Genomic DNA, 18,576 nt, shown 5'->3' with positions numbered 1-18,576 from the left:
CTTCGGTTCGGCTCAGCGGAAGGGCCGGGGCCGAGGCCGCCGGGTCCGCGGCCGACGGGCGGGGGCGACGCCGGAGAGGGCCCGGGGGCGTCGAGTGGTGGCGGCCGCGGCTCGGGTCGTTGCGGACGACCTTCGCCGTGTCCTTCGCGATCGTGACCGCCGTCGTCACCGTGCTCGTCGGGATCCTGTCCTACGGTGCCGCCGCGCGGCTGGTCCGCGTCGACCAGCAGTCGGTGTTCGACGAGGTCGTCCAGGATCTGCGGGTCGAGGTGAGCGAGCGCCGGATGGCCCCGGAGGACTTCTCCTCCTCGCCGGGTCACGACTTCGTCCGGCCCGCCCGTACAGACGTGCAGGTCCTAGGCCCGGACGGTCGTGTCGTCGACCCGGGCAGTCCCGGGCTGCCGGTCACCGCGGCCGACCGGCACGTCGCGGGCGCGGCGCGCGCCGGACGGCTGGCCCAGCACAAGGACGTCGACGTCGGGGACGACGTCTACCGGGTCGTGACCGTCTCCCTGGGCGGCGGCCGGGGCGCGGTGCAGGTGGCGCAGGAGTTCAGCGACACCGAGGATCTCCTGCGGGCGCTCCAGCAGCGGACGTTGCTGCTGATGGTGGCGGTGGTGGTCGGCGCGGGCCTCTTCGGCTGGTGGCTGGCGCGCCGGATCACCCGGCGGCTGGTGATACTCACGTCGGCGGCGGAGGCGGTGGCACGAACCCGGCGGCTCGGTATCGACGTGCCCGTGACCGGCAGCGACGAGGTGGGGCGGCTCGGCCGGGCCTTCGACCGCATGCTGGGCCGGCTGGCCCAGTCGGAGGAGGACCAGCGGCGGCTGGTGCAGGACGCGGGGCACGAGCTGCGTACGCCGCTGACCTCCCTGCGTACCAACATCTCCCTGCTGCGCCGGATCGACGAGCTGCCGCCCGGGACGCGCGAGGAGCTGGTCGCCGACCTGGGGCAGGAGGCACGCGAACTGACCGACCTGGTCAACGAGTTGGTGGACCTGGCGGCCGGGCAGTCGGACGCCGAGCCGCCGCAGCGGGTCGATGTCGCCGACCTCGCGGAGGACGTCGCGGGCCTGGCACGGCGGCGTACGGGGCGACGTGTCGAGGTGCGCGCGAGCGGCGACACGACGACGGAGGGGCGGCCCGGGATGCTGACACGGGCGCTGTCGAACCTGGTCGAGAACGCGGCGAAGTTCGACGCCGACGGCACCGCCCCGATCGAGATCGTGGTCTCCGGCCCGGCGCGGCCGGGGACGGTCCGGGTGGAGGTGCACGACCGGGGGCCCGGCGTCGCCGATTGCGACCGGGACCGCGTCTTCGACCGCTTCTACCGGGCCGCGGACGCCCGGTCACTGCCGGGTTCGGGACTGGGACTGTCGATCGTGCGGGAGGTGGCGCTGGCCCACGGGGGCGCGCCGTTCGCCTGGCGGCGGGAGGGGGGCGGGGCGGTGATCGGGTTCACGGTGGGGGGCGGGTAGCTCTCGACGAACGCGATCGAATGGTCGCTGTCCCGTCATGTCGTCCCGGAATGCCGGTGCCTCCCCTTGAGAGAGCTCATGGGGAGGCACCGGCGTCCGGACGCGTTGTCGTCAGGCGTGCGGGACAGGGATCTCAGGGCTGCCGGTCATTCGGTCTCGTCCCTCGGGAAATCCTGGTCCAGGACAGTTCGCACTTCCCTGATCTCCCGCTTCCAGCCGTCGCTTTTCAAGGTCGCGGGATCCCACGCGACAACCGGGTCGCCTCCGGCCACGCAGTAGCCGTAGATCTGGTCCGCGATGTCGTCGGTGAAGAGGTGATCGAAGTGGAAAGCGCCCTCGAACGCCACCCATGCGATGCCCTCGGCGTGCGCGGCAGCCTTCCGCAGGCACTGCCGCAGGTAGGGGGCGAAGTCCTGGTCGGCGTCCTGGAAGGTGAGGTCGTACTCCCGGATGACCGCCCGTCTCCCCCCTGGCTCGGGGGAGATCGGAAAGAACTCGACCTCGTCCGGGCGCGGACCCGCCACCTCGAACTCGTGCCGTTCCAGGCGGGCTTCGGAGCGCCCCAGCGTGAAGAGGACGACGACCGCGGGGCCGCTCCAGGAGAGGGCGTCCTTGAGGGAAGTCACCACAGACCCCACTTCGTCATGTTCTTGGCACCGGGCACCATCGCGGTGAGGAGCTTGCCCTGGTACGGCCCTTCCTTCGCCACGAACATCACCACCACCTTGCCGTTCACCCTCTTGGCGAATCCCTTGGCCTGCGTGCCACCGACCTTCCAGTCGAACGTCTTATCCGGCGACGTCAGAATCTGCGAGAAGTTGTCCTGAAGGTACTTGACCTGGGAGGCCACGCTTCCCTTGTTGGGGATCAGACCGTCCTTGATCAGGTACCGGATGGCATGGCCGCCTCCCTTGTTCATACCCGTGAAGGCGTCCCCGACCGTGTCTTCCGTGAAGCCGATCGGGCAACTCGAATTGTGCACCAGGACGGGCGTGGCGCCGGCCAGCACGTAGTACGTGTGGAAGTCGGCGACACTCAGGTTGTGGACGCGCTGCTCCGGCGCGGTCCACGCTCTGGCCCCGCTGACCCGTGCCTGGGTACCGACGGCGGTCCGCAGCCGGTCCCCGGGTGTGAGGTGCGCGGCGTCGAGCCAGACGTTCTTCTCGCCGGTCACCCGGAAGGGGTGGTTGTCGGTGGTGACGACCGTGCCGCTGGTCCGTGCGCCGGGACCGGCGACGGTGACGTCCATGAGGTCCTTCCGGCCCGTGCTGGTGATGGTGGCCCGGACGGCCTTCGCCTCGGTGCGGCCGGTCCCGGGGTCCGTGGCCATGACCCGGTCGCCGACCCGGACGTCCTCGATCGCCTTGGTCCGGTTGCCGGCCACCAGGACTCGGGTGCCCGGCGTGAAGCTGCTCTTGCCGCAGGTCGTCTTCTTCAGGATCTTCAGCTTCAGCGCGCTCAGGGCGAGGCCCTTCAGACACGAGGGCTTCTTGTCCGTGAGGCACTTCTCGATCTCCTCGGCACCCACGTACCAGGCGATCAGACGGTCGAGATACGTGCTGCTGACGCATCCCATGCCACCGGCGCCGTCACCGCCGCAGACCAGGAGCACCTCGCCCGGCTTGAGGTCACCGTCCTCCAGGAGATCGCCGCGGTACTGGACCAAGCGCTTCTCGAGAGCCTTGCGCAGCTCCTCGTCGGAAAGCGGCTTGCTGGGTTCCTGCGCCTCCTGCTGAATCTGCGCCTTCAGTTCCGCCACCAGCTTGTCGGCCGCGGTCTTCATGGCCTCGGTCGCGGCCCTCGCCGCGGCGTCGGCGTCCTTGCCCGCGGCCTCGGCGGAGACACCGGCGCTGTAGGCGGAGGTATTGGCTTCGAGGGAATAGCCGTAGGCGACGCTCGCGGAGTGCTGGGCGCGTTCCGCGGAGCGGGCCGCCGACTGGGCGTCCTGCCGCGCCGCCGCGGCCGCTTCCCTGGCCGTCTTCGCGGACTCCGCGGCGCGTTCGGCGGACTCGGCCGCCTCGTCCGCGGACGCGTCGGCCTGCCGGGCGTACTCGTTCGCCTGGTCGGAGGACGCCTTGGCCTTGTTCGCCCACTCGACGGCCTTCGCGGCGTCCTTGCGGGCTTCCGCGGCCACCTTCTGGGCTTCGGCGGCGTTCTTGTGGGCGAGCGACGCCGACTTGTAGGCGGCCTGCAGCAGGGTGTTGATCCCGGCGATGTGGGCGGCTGCGTTGGCGTCCCGCTGCCGCGCCTTGTGGAGCCCGATCTCCAAGAAGGGGCGTAGCCCGGAGGGTGGACCGGACAACACGGCCTGCGCCGCGGCCCGGACCTCCGGACCACCGGTGGCGAGGGCCTGGGTGACCGCCACGCGGTCGTCGTCCTCGCGGGCCCTGTACTGCCCGACCTCCAGGAACTCCGCCACGTCGGCCGCGGTACCGTCCAGCGCCTCGCCGGCCGCGGTCTTCACACCCGGACCGCCCTCCGCCGCGATCCTGGCGACGGCGACCCGGTCGTCGTCCTCCTTGCCCGGGTAGGCGCGGGTGCGCAGGAACTCCCGCACCTGTTCGATCGGCTTGTCCAGCACGTCAAGCGCGGCCTGCCGCTGCGCGGGGATCTGGCTGGTCGCGGCGATGTGCGCCACGCTGGCCCGGTCGTCCTGTGCGAGGGCCACCGCCAGCCTGGTGCGCACGAACTCGGCCACGTCCGCGTCGGTGCCGGACAGCGCTGCCTCAGCGGCGTCCTTCACCCAGGTCCCGCCGCTGTCGAGCATGTTGACGGCGGCCTGCCGGCCCTTGGCGGCGGTGACGGCGGGGTCGGACGCCGCCGCGGCCTCCGCCAGCAGTGTCCGTGTCTGCGAGTTGAGCTCTTGGAGACGGCCGACCTCCCACTGGGCGGCGGCCCCACGGGCCTCGTGCGCCCGGTTGGCCTCCTCGGCCGCGAAAACCGCCTCGTCCTGCTGCTGGGCCAGCCGCTCGGCGTCGGCCTTGCGGGCCAGCTCCGCCACGTTCGAAGCCTGCGTGGCCGCGGTCAGCGCGTTGTTGGCGGCCTGGGTGGCCGCGTTCGCCGCGGCGGTGGACTCCTTGGCGGCGTCCACCGCCTTGCCCGCCTCGTCGGCGGCCTTGTTCGCCGCGATCGCCGCTGCCTCCGCGTGCGCGGCGGCGTCGTTGGCCGCGTCCCGTGACTGACGTGCGGCGGTGGCGGCCTGGTTCGCGTTGGTCTGCGCGGCGTTGGCCGCCCGCGTGGCCTGGTCGGCGAGACGCTTGGCCTGGGCCGCCGCCGTCTGTGCCTCGTCGCTCTTGGCGCCCGCCTCATGGGCCCAGCGGCCGGCGTCGGCCGCCGCAGCTGCCGCCGCGGCCGCGTTGGCGCCCGCGCTGGCCGCGGCTCCGGCGGCCTTCGCGGCGTTCTCGGCGGCGATGCCGGCCTGGTCGGCGGCGTCGGCTGCCTTCCGGGCGCCCGACGCGGCGGCGTTCGCCTTCTGCGCGGCCTCCCGTGCCTGCTGGGCCCGGGTGGCGTCGCCCGCTGCCGAGGCAGCGGCGGACCTGGCCGTGGACGCCGCGTTTCCGGCCTGGCTCGCGGCGTAGGCCGCCTGGGCCGCGGCGCTGGCGGCCACCCGTGCCACCGCGTTCGCGGCCGCGGCAGCGGACACCGCCGTACGGGCCGACTGGGCCGCCCGGTTCGCGGCCGCCGCCGCCCGGGACGCGGCAGCCGCCGCCTTGCCCGCCGAGTCCTTGGCCGCCAGCGCCTCCTGGGCCGCGACCTGCGCCGCCGCCTTGGCCGCCTTGGTGGCCGCCTCCGCCTTGGCCGCCTCCTCCTTGGCGGTCTCGGTCAGCTCCTTCGCCTGCTTCTGCGCCTTGTCGGCGAGTTGGGCCAGCTGGGTGACGGTGAGCGACTCCTGGTCGCGTGCGGCGGCGACCTCCCACCCGTGGTCCAGGAAGTGCTGGACGTCCTCGGCCGTGCCGTCCAGGGCCTGGCCTGCGAGCAGCTTCACATTCGGGCCGCCCGTGGCCATCAGGCGGGCGACCTGCACCCGGTTGTCGTCATCGCGGGCCTGATACTGACCCTCCTTGAGGAACGCGTCCCAGTCGTCGGGCGTGCCGTTCAGCGCCGCACTGCCCGCCTCCTTGACGCCGGGACCGCCGACCGCCATGACCTGCGCCACCGATACCCGCAGATCGTCCTCGTACGGCCTGGTGAAACCGCCGTCCAGGAAGGCCTGCAGCTCCGTGGCCCCGCCGCTCAGGGCGACGTCGGCCGCCTCGCGCACACCGGGACCGCCCAGGGCCATGACCTGCGCCACCTCGACCCGCATGTCCTCCACCTGGAGGGCCGGCAGATCCACGTCCATGAAGGTCTCGATGTCGGCTTCCGAACCCAGCAGGACGGCCTCGGCCGCCCGCCGTACGCCCGGGCCGCCGTACTCCCATTGCAGGAGAACGTCGGCTCTTGAGTACTCCGGGGGGCTGTCGGCCGCCGTGGCGGGACGCAGATCGATGCCCAGCACCATCGCCAGGGCTATCAGCGTCGCCACGACGCCGCGCCACGACGGCACGGTTCGCAATCTGGCATTCAACGCGTTTTCTCCCAAACTTGACTGACCCTCAGTGGTGGCCAGGTCCGCGCGGTCGAATTGATCCTCACCGGCGCGTCACGACTTTCACCATCGACACTTGGCCAACTTCAGTTTCCTTTCGAATGTCTGAATGGGGAATTCCGTTTTCATCGGATGTTCATCCTGGGCGTCTAATAGCTTTCCGGGGCAAAAGATTGTGGCCCGGATCACTGTTGTTTGCGGCGTGCGCGGGTGTCAGGATTGCGGGCCGGTCCGGCTCACTGGCCGTCAACTTGCCATGTCGCGAAGGTGGGTTGCTGGTCCGGCTGCGTCATGAACTCAAGGCAGGGACATTTATGCGATTGCTTTCCCGGATGGTGGCCGCCGGTGCCGCGGTCGGTCTCGCGGTGCCGGCTCTCACGGTCGGTGCCCCCGGCGAAACGGAGACCGTCCCGGTGCACACGGTGGCCGATGAAGCCCCGGGATACGCGGTGGAGGATTTCGCGTATCCGCAAGCCGACAAAATCCAGCAGGAGCGGGGATTCGTCCTCAAGCGCGGTGACGGGCACATCGTCCTCGCCGACTGCGGTCCGGCCGGACTGCTGGAGGTGTCGGCGCGCAACCAGGAAAAGATCTGCTTCCGGGTCACCGGGAACGAGGGCTATCTGAGTCTGGAGGTGCCCGCGGTCTACGCCATCAAGGGCAACAGCTACCAGACCGAGGTCAGCATGACCGTCGACAGCGAGGAAAAGACGTACCAGATCGACGAGGACACCTGGACGCCGGTCGGGGAGGGCGTCGACCCGGACGGGCGCCGGCACATGCTCGTGGAGATCGTCACCTCCAAGTAAGCCCCTCGACCCGACCCCTTCACGAAGCGGGCGCTCCCGAGCCGCCCGGTCCCGCGAACCCGCCTCAAGGAAACGGACATGCCCAGACCTCGTAGCACTCGCCTCTCCACGCTGGCCGCGTTCAGCGCGGCTCTGACGGCCGCCCCGATGCTGGCGTCCGCCGCCCCGGCCCAGGCCGTGACCGGCGCGGCCGCCGCCGACAACGCCCACGCCTTCACCGCCCGCCTGGACATCGGCGACGGCCAACGCGCCTGCTCCGGCACGCTGGTGTACGCGCAGTGGCTGCTCACCGCCGCCAGCTGCTTCGTCGACGACCCCGCCGCCGGCCTGAACGTGCCCGCAGGGGCGCCCGCGCTGCCGACCACCGCCACCATCGGCCGCACCGACCTGACCACCACGACCGGGCAGGTGCGCGGCGTCGTCCAGCTTGTCCCCCACCCGGACCAGGACCTCGTACTGGCGAAGCTCGCCACCCCGGTCACCGGCATCACCCCCGTCACCCTCGGCGCCACCGCGCCCGAAGCCGGGGAGGAGCTGCGGGTCGCCGGATACGGCCGCACCAAGACCGAGTGGGCCCCGCTGCGCCTGCACACCGGCACCTTCACGGTGGATTCCCTGAGCGCCACCGAGGTCGGCATCACCGGCAAGGACGGCGCCGCCGTCTGCAAGGGCGACACCGGCGGCCCCGCCTTCCGTGAGTCCGGCGGGACAGTGCAGCTGGTCGGCGTCAACAGCCGTTCCTGGCAGGGTGGTTGCTTCGGAACCGACGAGACCGAGACCCGTACCGGCGCGATCGGCATCCGCATCGACAAGGTGCGCAACTGGATCAACGCCAACGTCGGCCCGGCCTGCACCTCCACCGGCGCCCTCTACTCCGTCACCACGGCCGGCAGCCTCCTGCGCCGGAACGTGGGCGACCCCGCCAACGGCACGGCCACCGTCCCCGAGGCCTCCACCATCGACTCCGGCTGGGACCAGTACCCCCGCCTCCTGGCAGGACCCAGCGCCAGTTTCTACGGCATCAAGGACGACGGCCTCTACTTCAGCCACCGCGTGGGCTCCACCGGCGTGTGGGACATCCACCACCGAAAGATCAGCACCGGGTTCACGACGTACCGACTGCCCGAGAACCGCAACGAGATCAGTATCGACCGCGGCGGCCACATCTGGCACGTCGACGGCGGTGGCGACCTGCGGTGGGTCCAGTACACCAGCTCCACGAACACCTGGAACCCGGCAGGCAACAAGAAGATCGACTCCGGCTGGGGCCGCTACAGCCACATCGTCGCCACGGACGACGGCGTGCTGTACGGCATCGACGCGGCCACCGGTCATCTGCTGCGCTCGCGCTACGACTTCGAGAGCGAGCGCTGGCTCCAGCGCCACGTCACGGTCAGCTGGGCCGACTGGCGGGACTCGAAGAACATCACGTCCTTCGGCGGGGACGTGATCGTGCGGGTCAAGGCCAACGGCGAGGTCCGTCACTACCGCTATCACGAGCCGTCCGGGGACTTCGACGGCGTCTACAACCTCCTCATCGGTTCCGGCACCCACTGGGCCGGCTACAGCAGCGTGAGCGGTGCCCCGGACGCCTGCGGTCTGCGGGCCGACCACACGCCCGAGTTCCCGGCGACCGACGCCGACCGCACCGGTCCCGCCAGTGTCCTGCAGACGTCCACCGGTGCGATCGAGTACGCCTACACCGACAACCAGGGCCGCCTCGTCCACGGCCGGCAGGCCGACCCGGCCGACTTCGCCTCCGTCCAGTGGACGACGGGCCCGGGCACCGAGTCGTTCTCCGGCACGCCGCAGCTCGCCGAGCAGCCCGACGGGGCGGTGGCACTGACCGTCCAGAACGTCAACAGCCAGACGTGGTGGCGCCGCCACGGCGCGGACAGCTCGTCCTGGGGGAACTGGGTCGACCTCGCCGGCGCGATGAAGGGGCACCCGGTCACCGCCAAGCGGCCCGACGGCGTGCTGGTGCAGTTCGCCGTCGACGCCGAGGGCAAGCCCTGGTACCGCGCCCAGCAGCGGCCCAACGTGGACTTCATGGGCTGGATCAGGCTCGACGGCGAGGGTCTCGCCGGTCCGCTGACGGCCGTGACCGTCCGCGACGGCATCCAGCTCTTCGGCGCCGACAGCACAGGGCAGCTGCGCACCGCGACCTTCCGGGACGGGGTGGTCGGCGGCTGGACCGATCTCGGCGACCAGAAGATCAGCCACGCGCCCTCCGTGGTGGTCTACCCCGGTTACCGACTCGGCGTCTACGCCCGCAGCACCGGCGGCAAGATCGTCAGCATGGTGCAGACGAGCGGGGGTGCAGCGTTCCCGGCCGGCTGGACCCAGGTCGGCGACCTGACCTCGGCGGGCGCCCCGTCCGCCGTCGTCGACCCGGTCTCCGGCTACACCGAGGTCGTCGCACGGGCCGCGGACGGGACGATTCACAGCACTCGGGAGACCGTCCAGGCCTCCTTCGGTACGTGGCGTCCGTGGGAGCAGATCGGCACCGAGCGGTCGGCCACCGATCCCGCGGCGTTCGCCTACACCACCGGTACGGGGTCGGGCTGGGCGTACGTGTTCCGGACCGATGCCGATGTGGCCCGGATTCAGCAGGGGCCGTCCGGCACCTAGTACGGCTGGTACGGCGACGGCCGCATGACCGGGGTGCAGCGGTACCGGTCGTGCGGCCCGCGCAGGGCGACACCGGGCGGCCGGTGACGCCCTGCGCCCGTTGTCGTCGCTCGGTCAAGGGCCTTACGGTCCGGCTGACGGGTTTCGTCACCCCGGCAGGGGACGGCTGCAACCTGACCCGGCTGATGCCGAGCTGCTGCGCGGCGGACGCCCAGTCGGTGCGGGTCCGCGTCCAAGGCGTGCAGGCACCGCCGGCCGACCAGTGGGTGACGCCGACCGGAACCTGGCACCCGTCCGGACACGCTGGGCACGAAGCCTGCCCCGGCCGCCCTGGACGCCCACACGGTCGAGCGGATCCCGAAGGCGCGAACGGCTACACGGACGCGCTGCCCGTCACGGCGCCCTGAACCCGCGGCTCAGGGCCACACCAGGCAGTACGGCTGATGCCCCGCCTCGTGCAACCGCTTCGAGAAGTCCTGCCACTCGTGCAGCAGTTGGTACACGTTGAAGGCGTCCCGTGGGCCACCCCGGTCCGGGACCGTCGACCAGATGAAGGCCGCCGCGCCCACCGCCTCCTCGCCGATGCCGCGCAGGGGGTCGACGACGGTCATGGGGAGTTTGACCACGGCGTAGTCGGGGTGCAGGACGACCAGTTCGAGCGGGGGGACCTTGTTGAGGGGGACGCCTTCGATGCCGGTCAGCACCATCGCGGCCATCGTCTCCGGCTTGATCTTGGTGAACATGCCGTTCATGCCGAGCTCGTCGCCGCCGAGTTCCTCGGGGCGCATCGAGATCGGGACGCGGGCCGCCGTGGCACCGTCCGGCGCGCCGAAGTACTTGTACGTCACCCCCACCCGACCACCATTCCTGCTCCCGGCCCGAAGTCGCTCGGACTCACTCGGCACACCCTGTGTCTGACGTGCTTCGGTCGATTCCTCCGCGTCGCGCCGGTGCTTTCCCCGCCGGGCGCGCCGAGGACCCAGGTCATCGGTCCCCTCGCCCAGTCCACCACCGCGATGCATATCTCCACCCGACTGCTTTTCTAGGACGCGGGGACCCCGCCGCGCAACCCGATCATCGTGTCAGTGACCTCCCCCACGGCCGCGCGCCGAAACGTGCGGTGAAACACCTGTCCGCAGGATCTTCGCAGCCCCTGATCACCATGCCCCGCAGGAGCTGTGTGTATCAGGTCTCAGTTTCGCAGACGGACGGGGTGGAGGAGGATCGATCACGAGGTGCCGCGGCCTACCCTGAGTAGGTCAGTGGCAACCCGAAGTCCGAGAAGTCGGAGAAGTCGCACGTCATGAGCGAACTGCCCTATTCATACGAAGCGCCTGTCTCGCAGGCTCTATTCGACCGTGCGGCCGCCGTCACGCCCGGCGGCGTCAACTCTCCGGTGCGTGCCTTCCGCGCCGTGGGCGGTACGCCCCGCTTCATGGTGTCCGGCAGCGGGCCGTATTTGACGGACGCCGACGGGCGCGAGTACGTCGACCTCGTGTGCTCCTGGGGGCCCATGATCCTCGGGCACTCCCACCCCGAGGTGATCGCCGCCGTCCAGGACGCGGTCGCGCGCGGTACGTCCTTCGGTACGCCCGGCGAGGGTGAGGTCGCGCTCGCCGAGGAGATCGTCGGGCGGGTCGGGCCGGTCGAGCAGGTGCGGCTGGTGTCCAGCGGCACCGAGGCGACCATGTCCGCGATCCGCCTCGCCCGTGGGTTCACCGGGCGGTCCAAGGTGATCAAGTTCGCCGGGTGCTACCACGGCCACGTCGACGCCCTCCTCGCCGCCGCGGGCAGCGGTCTGGCGACCTTCGCGCTGCCGGACACGCCGGGCGTCACCGGCGCCCAGGCCGGCGACACCATCGTCCTGCCGTACAACGACCTCGAAGCCGTGCACGCCGCCTTCCACGCTCACCCCGGCGAGATCGCGTGCGTGATCACCGAGGCGTCCCCCGGCAACATGGGCGTCGTGCCGCCGGCGCCGGGCTTCAACCAGGGCCTCAAGGACGCGTGTGCGCAGAACGGGGCCCTCTTCATCTCCGACGAGGTGATGACCGGCTTCCGTACCAGCCGCTCCGGGTGGTTCGGCGTCGACGGTGTCGTGCCCGACCTGATGACCTTCGGCAAGGTGATGGGCGGTGGCTTCCCCGCCGCCGCCTTCGGTGGGCGCGCGGACGTCATGGCGCACCTCGCCCCGGCCGGCCCCGTCTACCAGGCCGGCACCCTCTCCGGGAACCCGGTCGCGACCGCCGCCGGCCTCGCGCAGCTGCGGCTCCTGGACGACGCCGCTTACACCGAGATCGACGAGGTGTCGCGGCAGATCCAGGCGCTGGTCGGCGAGGCGCTCACCAAGGAGGGCGTCGCGCACACCGTGCAGAGCGCCTCCAACATGTTCTCGGTGTTCTTCACCGACCGCGCCGTGCGCGACTACGAGGCCGCCAAGGCGCAGGCGTCGTACCGCTTCACCGCCTTCTTCCACGCCATGCTGGCGAACGGCGTCTATCTGCCGCCCTCCGCCTTCGAGTCCTGGTTCGTGTCCACCGCGCACGACGAGCGCGCGGTGCAGCGGATCGCCGACGCCCTTCCGGCGGCGGCCCGCGCGACGGCGGAGGCCACGGCATGAGCGCGCGGGACATCACGGTCGTCCATCTGATGCGGCACGGCGAGGTCGCCAACCCGGACGGGGTCCTGTACGGACGGCTGCCCGGGTACCACCTGTCGGAGCTGGGCCGGCAGATGGCCGACCGGGTCGCCGAGCACCTCGCCCCCCGTGACGTCACGTACGTCGTCGCCTCCCCGCTGGAGCGGGCGCAGGAGACGGCGACGCCGATCGCCAAGGCGCAAGGGCTGGACCTGGCGACCGACCCCCGGTTGATCGAGGCCGAGAACGTCTTCCAGGGCAAGACCTTCGGCGTGGGCGACGGCGCGCTGCGCAGCCCCGGGAACTGGAAGCACCTGGTCAACCCCTTCCGCCCGTCGTGGGGCGAGCCGTACGTCGAGCAGGTCATCCGGATGATGGGCGCGCTGGACGCGGCGAAGGACGCGGCGCGGGGGCACGAGGCGGTGCTGGTGAGCCATCAGCTGCCGATCTGGATCGTGCGCTCGTACGTCGAGAAGCGCCGGCTGTGGCACGACCCGCGCCGCAGGCAGTGCACGCTCGCCTCGCTGACGTCCTTCACGTACGAGGGGGACCGGATCGTCTCCGTCGGCTACAGCGAGCCCGCGCGTGACCTCGTCCCGCCGCATCTGCTCGCCGGTGCCAAACCGGTGAAGGGCCAGGACAAGGCCTTCGGGGCATAGACGTCCTGTGTGACGAATTCGTTGCTGTTGTTCCGAATCGTTAACCGATAGGGGGAACCTCCCCGTACGTCGCGCTGTCTGACTTGGTGACATCAGAGCGCAACGGACGGGGATGGCATGCCTCACATCAGTCGACGGGGAGCGATGGGACTCGGCGCCGGGGCCGCGGCCGCCCTCGGGCTCGCGGGATGCGGAACCCTCACCTCCTCGGACGGCCCCAGCCACGCCGGCGGTTCCGGGCGGACACCGGAAAGCAGCCCGAAGCCCAAGCCCCCCACCGTCCGTCCGATCGGCGACGGTTCGACCTCCTTCACCGGCAAGCAGCCGATGCAGCCGGACCGGCCCGTGCCGCTGGAGCCCGGTCAGACCCCGCCGCAGTTCGTGGTCTTCTCCTGGGACGGCGCCGGCGAGGTGGGCAACGGGCTCTTCCCGCGCTTCCTCGACCTCGCCAAGGAGCACGAGGCGCACATGACCTTCTTCCTCTCGGGGCTGTATCTGCTGCCCGAGTCGAAGAAGCGGCTCTACGACCCGCCGAACAACCTGCGGGGCGCCTCCGACATCGGCTACCTCACGGACGCGCACATCAAGGAGACGCTGGCGGGCGTCCGCCGTGCCTGGCTGGAGGGCCACGAGATTGGCACCCACTTCAACGGCCACTTCTGCGCCGGGTCCGGCTCGGTCGGCAACTGGACGCCGCAGCAGTGGCGCAGCGAGATCGACCAGGCCAAGTCGTTCGTGAAGGAGTGGCGGACCAACTCCGGCTGGACCGATCTGCCGTCGCTGCCCTTCGACTACGACAAGGAGCTCGTCGGCGGCCGGACGCCCTGTCTGCTCGGCCAGGACAACCTGCTGCCCACCGCGCGTGAGCTGGGCTGGCGCTACGACGCCTCGTCGCCGGGCGGCCGGCAGGTCTGGCCGCAGAAGAAACAGGGCATATGGGACCTTCCGCTCCAGCAGATACCTTTCCCCGGGCGCTCCTTCGAGGTCCTCTCGATGGACTACAACATGCTCGCCAACCAGTCGGTGAACTCCACCAACGCCCCCGCGCACAACTATCCGGGCTGGCGTGAGCAGTCGGCACAGGCCTACATCCAGGGCTTCATGCGGGCATACGAGACAAATCGCGCACCCTTCTTCGTCGGCAACCACTTCGAGCAGTGGAACGGCGGCATATACATGGACGCCGTCGAGGAGACCCTCAAGCGCATCGCGCGGGAGAAGGAGAAGGGCGAGGACGTACGGCTGGTCTCCTTCCGGCAGTTCGTGGACTGGCTGGACGTGCAGCGGCCGGAGGTGCTCGACCAGCTGCGCACGCTGGACGTGGGGCAGGCGCCGGCCGGTGGCTGGAAGGGCTTCGTCACGGCGCCCGCGACCGGCACCGCGGGGTCCCAGGACGCTGCCTGAAATGCGGGTGTCCGCCCCCAAGGGGGGTGCGCAAGATCCCCAGAACGGGCATGCGAAACTTTTCACATGAGTGCCGCCCGTCGCGCCCGTAGCCGTACCGTCCTGCTCGCCACCTCCGGCGCCGCCGTCGCCGCGCTGCTGCTGTCCGCGTGCGGATCCGGCGGTACGTCCGGGGGCGGCGGCGAAACGAACTTCGTCGCGGGCGCCGACGGCATCGACACCGCCGGCAAGGGCGACCGGGCCGCCGCGCCCGACCTGTCGGGCAAGACCATCGACGGCGGGCAGCTCGACCTCGCCGACTACAAGGGCAAGGTCGTCGTCCTCAACGTGTGGGGCTCGTGGTGCGCCCCGTGCCGGGCCGAGGCCAAGAACCTCGAAACGGTCTACCGGGACACCAAGGACCAGGGCGTCCAGTTCGTCGGCATCAACACCCGCGACACCAGCACCGGTCCGGCGCTCGCCTTCGAGAAGGAGTTCGGCGTCACCTATCCGAGCCTTTACGACCCGACGGGCAGGCTGATGCTCCGGTTCGAGAAGGGCACGCTCAACCCGCAGGCCATCCCGTCCACGCTCGTCATCGACCGGGACGGCAAGGTCGCCGCGCGCGCGCTCCAGCCGCTGAGCGAGGAGAAGGTGCGCGAGATGCTCGACCCGGTCCTCGCGGAGAAGTGACGTGACCGCAGTGACCGAGCTCGCCGCGACCGGGCTCAACGACACCGTGCGCGACGGCGCGCTGCTGCTCGCCCTGCCCGTCGCGCTCCTCGGCGGCCTCGTCTCCTTCTTCTCCCCGTGTGTCCTGCCGCTGGTCCCCGGCTATCTCTCGTACGTGACCGGGGTCACCGGCACCGACCTCGCCGAGGCCCGGCGCGGGCGGATGGTCATCGGCGCCTCGCTCTTCGTGGTCGGCTTCACCGCCGTATTCGTCTCCGGTGGCGCGCTGTTCGGCTACTTCGGCTCGACCCTGATGGAGTACCAGAGCACGCTGACCAAGGTGCTCGGAGTGCTCATGGTCCTGATGGGCGTCTTCTTCATGGGGCTGATGCCCTGGCTGACGCAGCGGGAGTTCCGCTTCCACACCCGGCCGTCGACCGGGCTCGTCGGCGCGCCGCTGCTGGGCGCGCTGTTCGGCATCGGCTGGACGCCCTGCATCGGCCCGACCCTCGCCTCCGTGCTCGCGCTCTCCTCCAACCAGGCCAGCGCGGGCCGCGGGGCCATACTGACCATCGCCTACTGCCTCGGCCTCGGCGTCCCCTTCGTGCTCGCCGCGATCGCCTTCCGCAAGGCCCTCGGGGCCTTCGGCTGGGTCAAGCGCCACTATGTGTGGGTGATGCGCATCGGCGGGATCATGATGATCGCGACCGGTGTGCTGCTGCTGACCGGCGCGTGGGACCGCCTGGTGCAGGAGATGCAGACCTGGTCCAACGGCTTCACTGTGGGGATCTGATCGATGAGCAAGACCACTGCAAGGGTGACAGGCGCTCCTGAGGACCAGTCCCCGGACCAGGACCTCGGCGCGGCCGGCTCCCGGCTGTCCACCGCGCCCGCCGAGGACGCGCCCAACCTCCCCGCGCTCGGCGTCGTCGGCTGGGTCCGTTGGTTCTGGCGGCAGCTCACCTCGATGCGGGTCGCGCTGCTGCTGCTCCTGCTGCTGTCGCTGGCCGCGATCCCCGGCTCGCTGATCCCGCAGACCGGCGTCGACGCGACCCGGGTCGCCGACTTCCGCAAGCGGCACGAGACCCTCGCGCCGCTCTACGACACCGTCGGCCTCTTCCACGTCTACAGCTCGGTGTGGTTCTCCGCGATCTACATCCTGCTGTTCATCTCGCTCATCGGCTGCATCGTGCCGCGCACCTGGCAGTTCGTCGGCCAGCTGCGCAGCCGCCCGCCGGGCGCGCCCAGGCACCTGACCCGGCTGCCCGCCTACACCACCTGGCGCACCGAGGCCGAGCCCGAGCAGGTCCACGAGGCCGCGCTCACGCTGCTCAGAAAGCGCCGTTTCCGCGCCCACCTCACCGGTGACGCGGTCGCCGCCGAGAAGGGCTATCTGCGGGAGGTCGGCAACCTCGCCTTCCACATCGCCCTGATCGTGATGCTGATCGCCTTCGCCTGGGGCCAGCTGTTCAAGTCCGAGGGCAACAAGCTGATCCTGGAGGGCGACGGCTTCGCCAACACCCTCACGCAGTACGACGACTTCAAGTCCGGCAACCTCTTCACCCCGGACGACCTGGACCCGTTCAGCTTCACCCTCAAGGACTTCCACGGCACGTACGCCGCCACCGGGCCCAACCGGGGAACCCCGCGCACCTACGAGGCGAGCATCACCTACGGCGTCGGCGCCTACGGCAAGGACCAGGACACCGTCGTCAAGGTCAACGAGCCGCTGGAGATCGACGGCTCGAAGGTCTACCTGGTCAGCCACGGCTACGCCCCGATCGTCACCGTCCGGGACGCCAAGGGCGACGTGGTGCTGAACAAGGAGGCCGTGCCGCTGCTGCCGCTGGACGGCAACGTCACCTCCACCGGCGCGATCATGGTGAGGGACGGCTACCGCAACGCCGAGGGGGAGAAGGAGCAGCTCGGCTTCAACGCCTTCTTCGTGCCCAGCTTCGCCGGTGAGGGCCACGGCACGATGCTCTCCCAGTTCCCCGCGCTGCTGAACCCGAGGCTCGCGCTGTCGGCGTACCACGGCGATCTCGGTGTCGACTCCGGGATCCCGCAGAGCGTGTACCAGCTGAACAAGAAGAACCTCGAGGAGTACAAGGACTCCAAGGGCAAGCTGTTCAAGAAGCGGCTGGCGGTCGGCGAGACCATGACGCTGCCGAACGGGGCCGGCTCGGTCACGTTCGAGGGCGTCAAGGAGTGGGCCGGCTTCCAGGTCACCCAGCAGCCCGGCAGTGGCTGGGCGCTGACCGGCGCCGTCGCCGCGATCCTCGGCCTTGCCGCCTCCCTGTTCGTCCAGCGCCGCCGCGTATGGGTGCGCGCGGTGCGGGGCGCCGACGGGGTCACCGTCGTCGAGATGGCCGGCCTCGGCCGCAGCGAGTCCGCCAAGGTGCCCGAGGAACTCGGCGAACTCGCCGGGACGCTCTACGAGAACGCGCCGGGCGCACCCGACCCCGACGACGACCGTTCCGATACCCCCGATCCCCACGTCGTACCTGCCGAAGGGGCTGAGAAGTGACGCTCGCCGCCGCGACCAACGAGAACCTCGCGGACCTCAGCAACACGCTGATCTACTCCGCGATGGCCGTCTACACCCTGGCCTTCTTCGCCTACATCACCGAATGGATCTTCGGCAGCCGCAGCAAGGTCGGCCGCACCGCCGCCGCGCTCACCGCCGCCGGGGCGGCCGCCACCAAGGCTCCGGCCGTGACGGTCAGGAACGCCGGCGGGACCGCCGTACTGGAGCGGCCGAAGGTCGTCGTCCGGGCCGCGGCCGGCGCCCGTGACGTGCCCGACGGGCCGGGGGCGCACGGAGGTGACGAGAAGGGCGACCTCTACGGGCGTATCGCCGTGTCGCTGACCGTGCTCGCGTTCCTCATCGAGTTCGGCGGTGTACTCACGCGGGCCCTGTCGGTGCAGCGGGCGCCGTGGGGCAACATGTACGAGTTCAACATCACCTTCTCCACCGTCGCCGTCGGTGTGTACCTCACGCTGCTCGCGCTGAAGAAGGACATCCGCTGGCTCGGCCTCCCCCTGATCACCTCGGTCCTCCTCGATCTCGGCGTGGCCGTCACCGTCCTGTACACCGCCAGCGACCAGTTGGTCCCCGCCCTCCACTCGTACTGGCTGTACATCCACGTCTCGACCGCGATCCTGTGCGGCGCCGTCTTCTACGTCGGCGCGGTCTCCACGGTGCTCTACCTCTTCCGCGACTCCTACGAGAACAAGATCGCGGGCGGCGGCACGCCGGGCCGGTTCGCCGGCTCGGTCCTGGAGCGGCTGCCCGCGGCGGCCTCCCTCGACAAGTTCTCCTACCGGGTCAACGCCGCCGTCTTCCCGCTGTGGACGTTCACGATCATCGCGGGCGCGATCTGGGCGGGCGACGCGTGGGGCCGCTACTGGGGCTGGGACCCCAAGGAGACCTGGTCGTTCATCACCTGGGTCGCCTACGCCGGCTATCTGCACGCCCGTGCCACGGCCGGCTGGAAGGGCCGCAAGGCCGCGTACCTGGCGCTGATCGCGTTCGGGTGCTGGCTGTTCAACTACTACGGCGTCAACATCTTCGTCTCCGGCAAGCACTCGTACGCCGACGTGGGGCTGAGCGCCCTTCGGTCCGTCGGGTTCTGAGCCCCGCGGCACATGAGAAGGCCGGTTCCCGTGACCCGAGTCACGGGAACCGGCCTTCGTCGTGCGGACAGGCAACTGGATG

At 70.6% G+C, this 18,576-nt stretch carries 13 protein-coding genes; 10 read left to right on the top strand and 3 right to left on the bottom strand.

Annotated features, from left to right (window positions below; translation table 11 throughout):
• Positions 1-119: 119 nt before the first annotated feature.
• On the top strand, positions 120-1,478 hold the full coding sequence (locus ACFV6X_RS15370; protein ID WP_385382982.1) for an ATP-binding protein: 1,359 nt from the start codon (positions 120-122) through the stop codon (positions 1,476-1,478).
• A 146-nt stretch (positions 1,479-1,624) separates the two neighbouring features.
• Here the strand turns inward: ACFV6X_RS15370 and ACFV6X_RS15365 are convergent, their stop codons facing one another.
• A complete protein-coding gene (locus tag ACFV6X_RS15365; RefSeq protein ID WP_385382980.1) occupies positions 1,625-2,104 on the bottom strand; it encodes a hypothetical protein in 480 nt (159 codons plus the stop codon).
• Positions 2,101-6,024: a polymorphic toxin-type HINT domain-containing protein gene (locus ACFV6X_RS15360; protein ID WP_385382977.1), complete on the bottom strand. Its 3,924-nt coding sequence runs from the start codon at positions 6,022-6,024 to the stop codon at positions 2,101-2,103. Before ACFV6X_RS15360 ends, ACFV6X_RS15365 begins: the two co-directional genes overlap by 4 nt.
• 356 nt (positions 6,025-6,380) lie before the next feature.
• On the opposite strand from ACFV6X_RS15360, the gene ACFV6X_RS15355 reads away from it, so the two are divergent.
• Entirely contained in the window at positions 6,381-6,875 is a 495-nt protein-coding gene (locus ACFV6X_RS15355; RefSeq protein ID WP_385382975.1) for a hypothetical protein, read from the top strand.
• A gap of 78 nt (positions 6,876-6,953) precedes the next feature.
• Positions 6,954-9,506 (top strand): tachylectin-related carbohydrate-binding protein, encoded by a 2,553-nt coding sequence (locus ACFV6X_RS15350; RefSeq protein ID WP_385382972.1) that lies wholly within the window; start codon positions 6,954-6,956, stop codon positions 9,504-9,506.
• A 416-nt stretch (positions 9,507-9,922) separates the two neighbouring features.
• Here ACFV6X_RS15350 and ACFV6X_RS15345 read toward each other — a convergent pair whose 3' ends face one another.
• Positions 9,923-10,528 (bottom strand): hypothetical protein, encoded by a 606-nt coding sequence (locus ACFV6X_RS15345; protein WP_385382969.1) that lies wholly within the window; start codon positions 10,526-10,528, stop codon positions 9,923-9,925.
• Between the two features lie 281 nt (positions 10,529-10,809).
• On the opposite strand from ACFV6X_RS15345, the gene hemL reads away from it, so the two are divergent.
• The 7 genes from hemL (at position 10,810) to ccsB (ending at position 18,494) form a co-directional block, all read left to right on the top strand.
• Positions 10,810-12,126: a glutamate-1-semialdehyde 2,1-aminomutase gene (hemL, locus tag ACFV6X_RS15340; protein ID WP_385382966.1), complete on the top strand. Its 1,317-nt coding sequence runs from the start codon at positions 10,810-10,812 to the stop codon at positions 12,124-12,126.
• Complete coding sequence (locus ACFV6X_RS15335; protein WP_385382964.1) at positions 12,123-12,803, top strand: histidine phosphatase family protein; 681 nt, start codon at positions 12,123-12,125, stop codon at positions 12,801-12,803. Before hemL ends, ACFV6X_RS15335 begins: the two co-directional genes overlap by 4 nt.
• 117 nt (positions 12,804-12,920) lie before the next feature.
• A complete protein-coding gene (locus ACFV6X_RS15330; protein ID WP_385382961.1) occupies positions 12,921-14,207 on the top strand; it encodes a hypothetical protein in 1,287 nt (428 codons plus the stop codon).
• 66 nt (positions 14,208-14,273) lie between these two features.
• Positions 14,274-14,879, top strand: a complete 606-nt coding sequence (locus tag ACFV6X_RS15325; protein ID WP_385382958.1) for a TlpA family protein disulfide reductase — start codon at positions 14,274-14,276, stop codon at positions 14,877-14,879.
• A 1-nt stretch (position 14,880) separates the two neighbouring features.
• The gene (locus ACFV6X_RS15320; RefSeq protein WP_365446642.1) at positions 14,881-15,651 is read left to right on the top strand and encodes a cytochrome c biogenesis protein CcdA; all 771 of its coding nucleotides are present in this window, start codon (positions 14,881-14,883) and stop codon (positions 15,649-15,651) included.
• 3 nt (positions 15,652-15,654) lie between these two features.
• On the top strand, positions 15,655-17,385 hold the full coding sequence (locus tag ACFV6X_RS15315; RefSeq protein ID WP_385382955.1) for a cytochrome c biogenesis protein ResB: 1,731 nt from the start codon (positions 15,655-15,657) through the stop codon (positions 17,383-17,385).
• Entirely contained in the window at positions 17,382-18,494 is a 1,113-nt protein-coding gene (gene ccsB / locus ACFV6X_RS15310) for a c-type cytochrome biogenesis protein CcsB (protein ID WP_385382952.1), read from the top strand. Before ACFV6X_RS15315 ends, ccsB begins: the two co-directional genes overlap by 4 nt.
• Positions 18,495-18,576: the final 82 nt, after the last annotated feature.

The sequence above is a fragment of the Streptomyces sp. NPDC059861 genome (genome assembly GCF_042731435.1).
In the GTDB taxonomy this organism is placed as follows: domain Bacteria; phylum Actinomycetota; class Actinomycetes; order Streptomycetales; family Streptomycetaceae; genus Streptomyces.
Note: the sequence above shows the minus strand (reverse complement) of the source record. Positions and strands in the feature narration are given on the sequence as shown.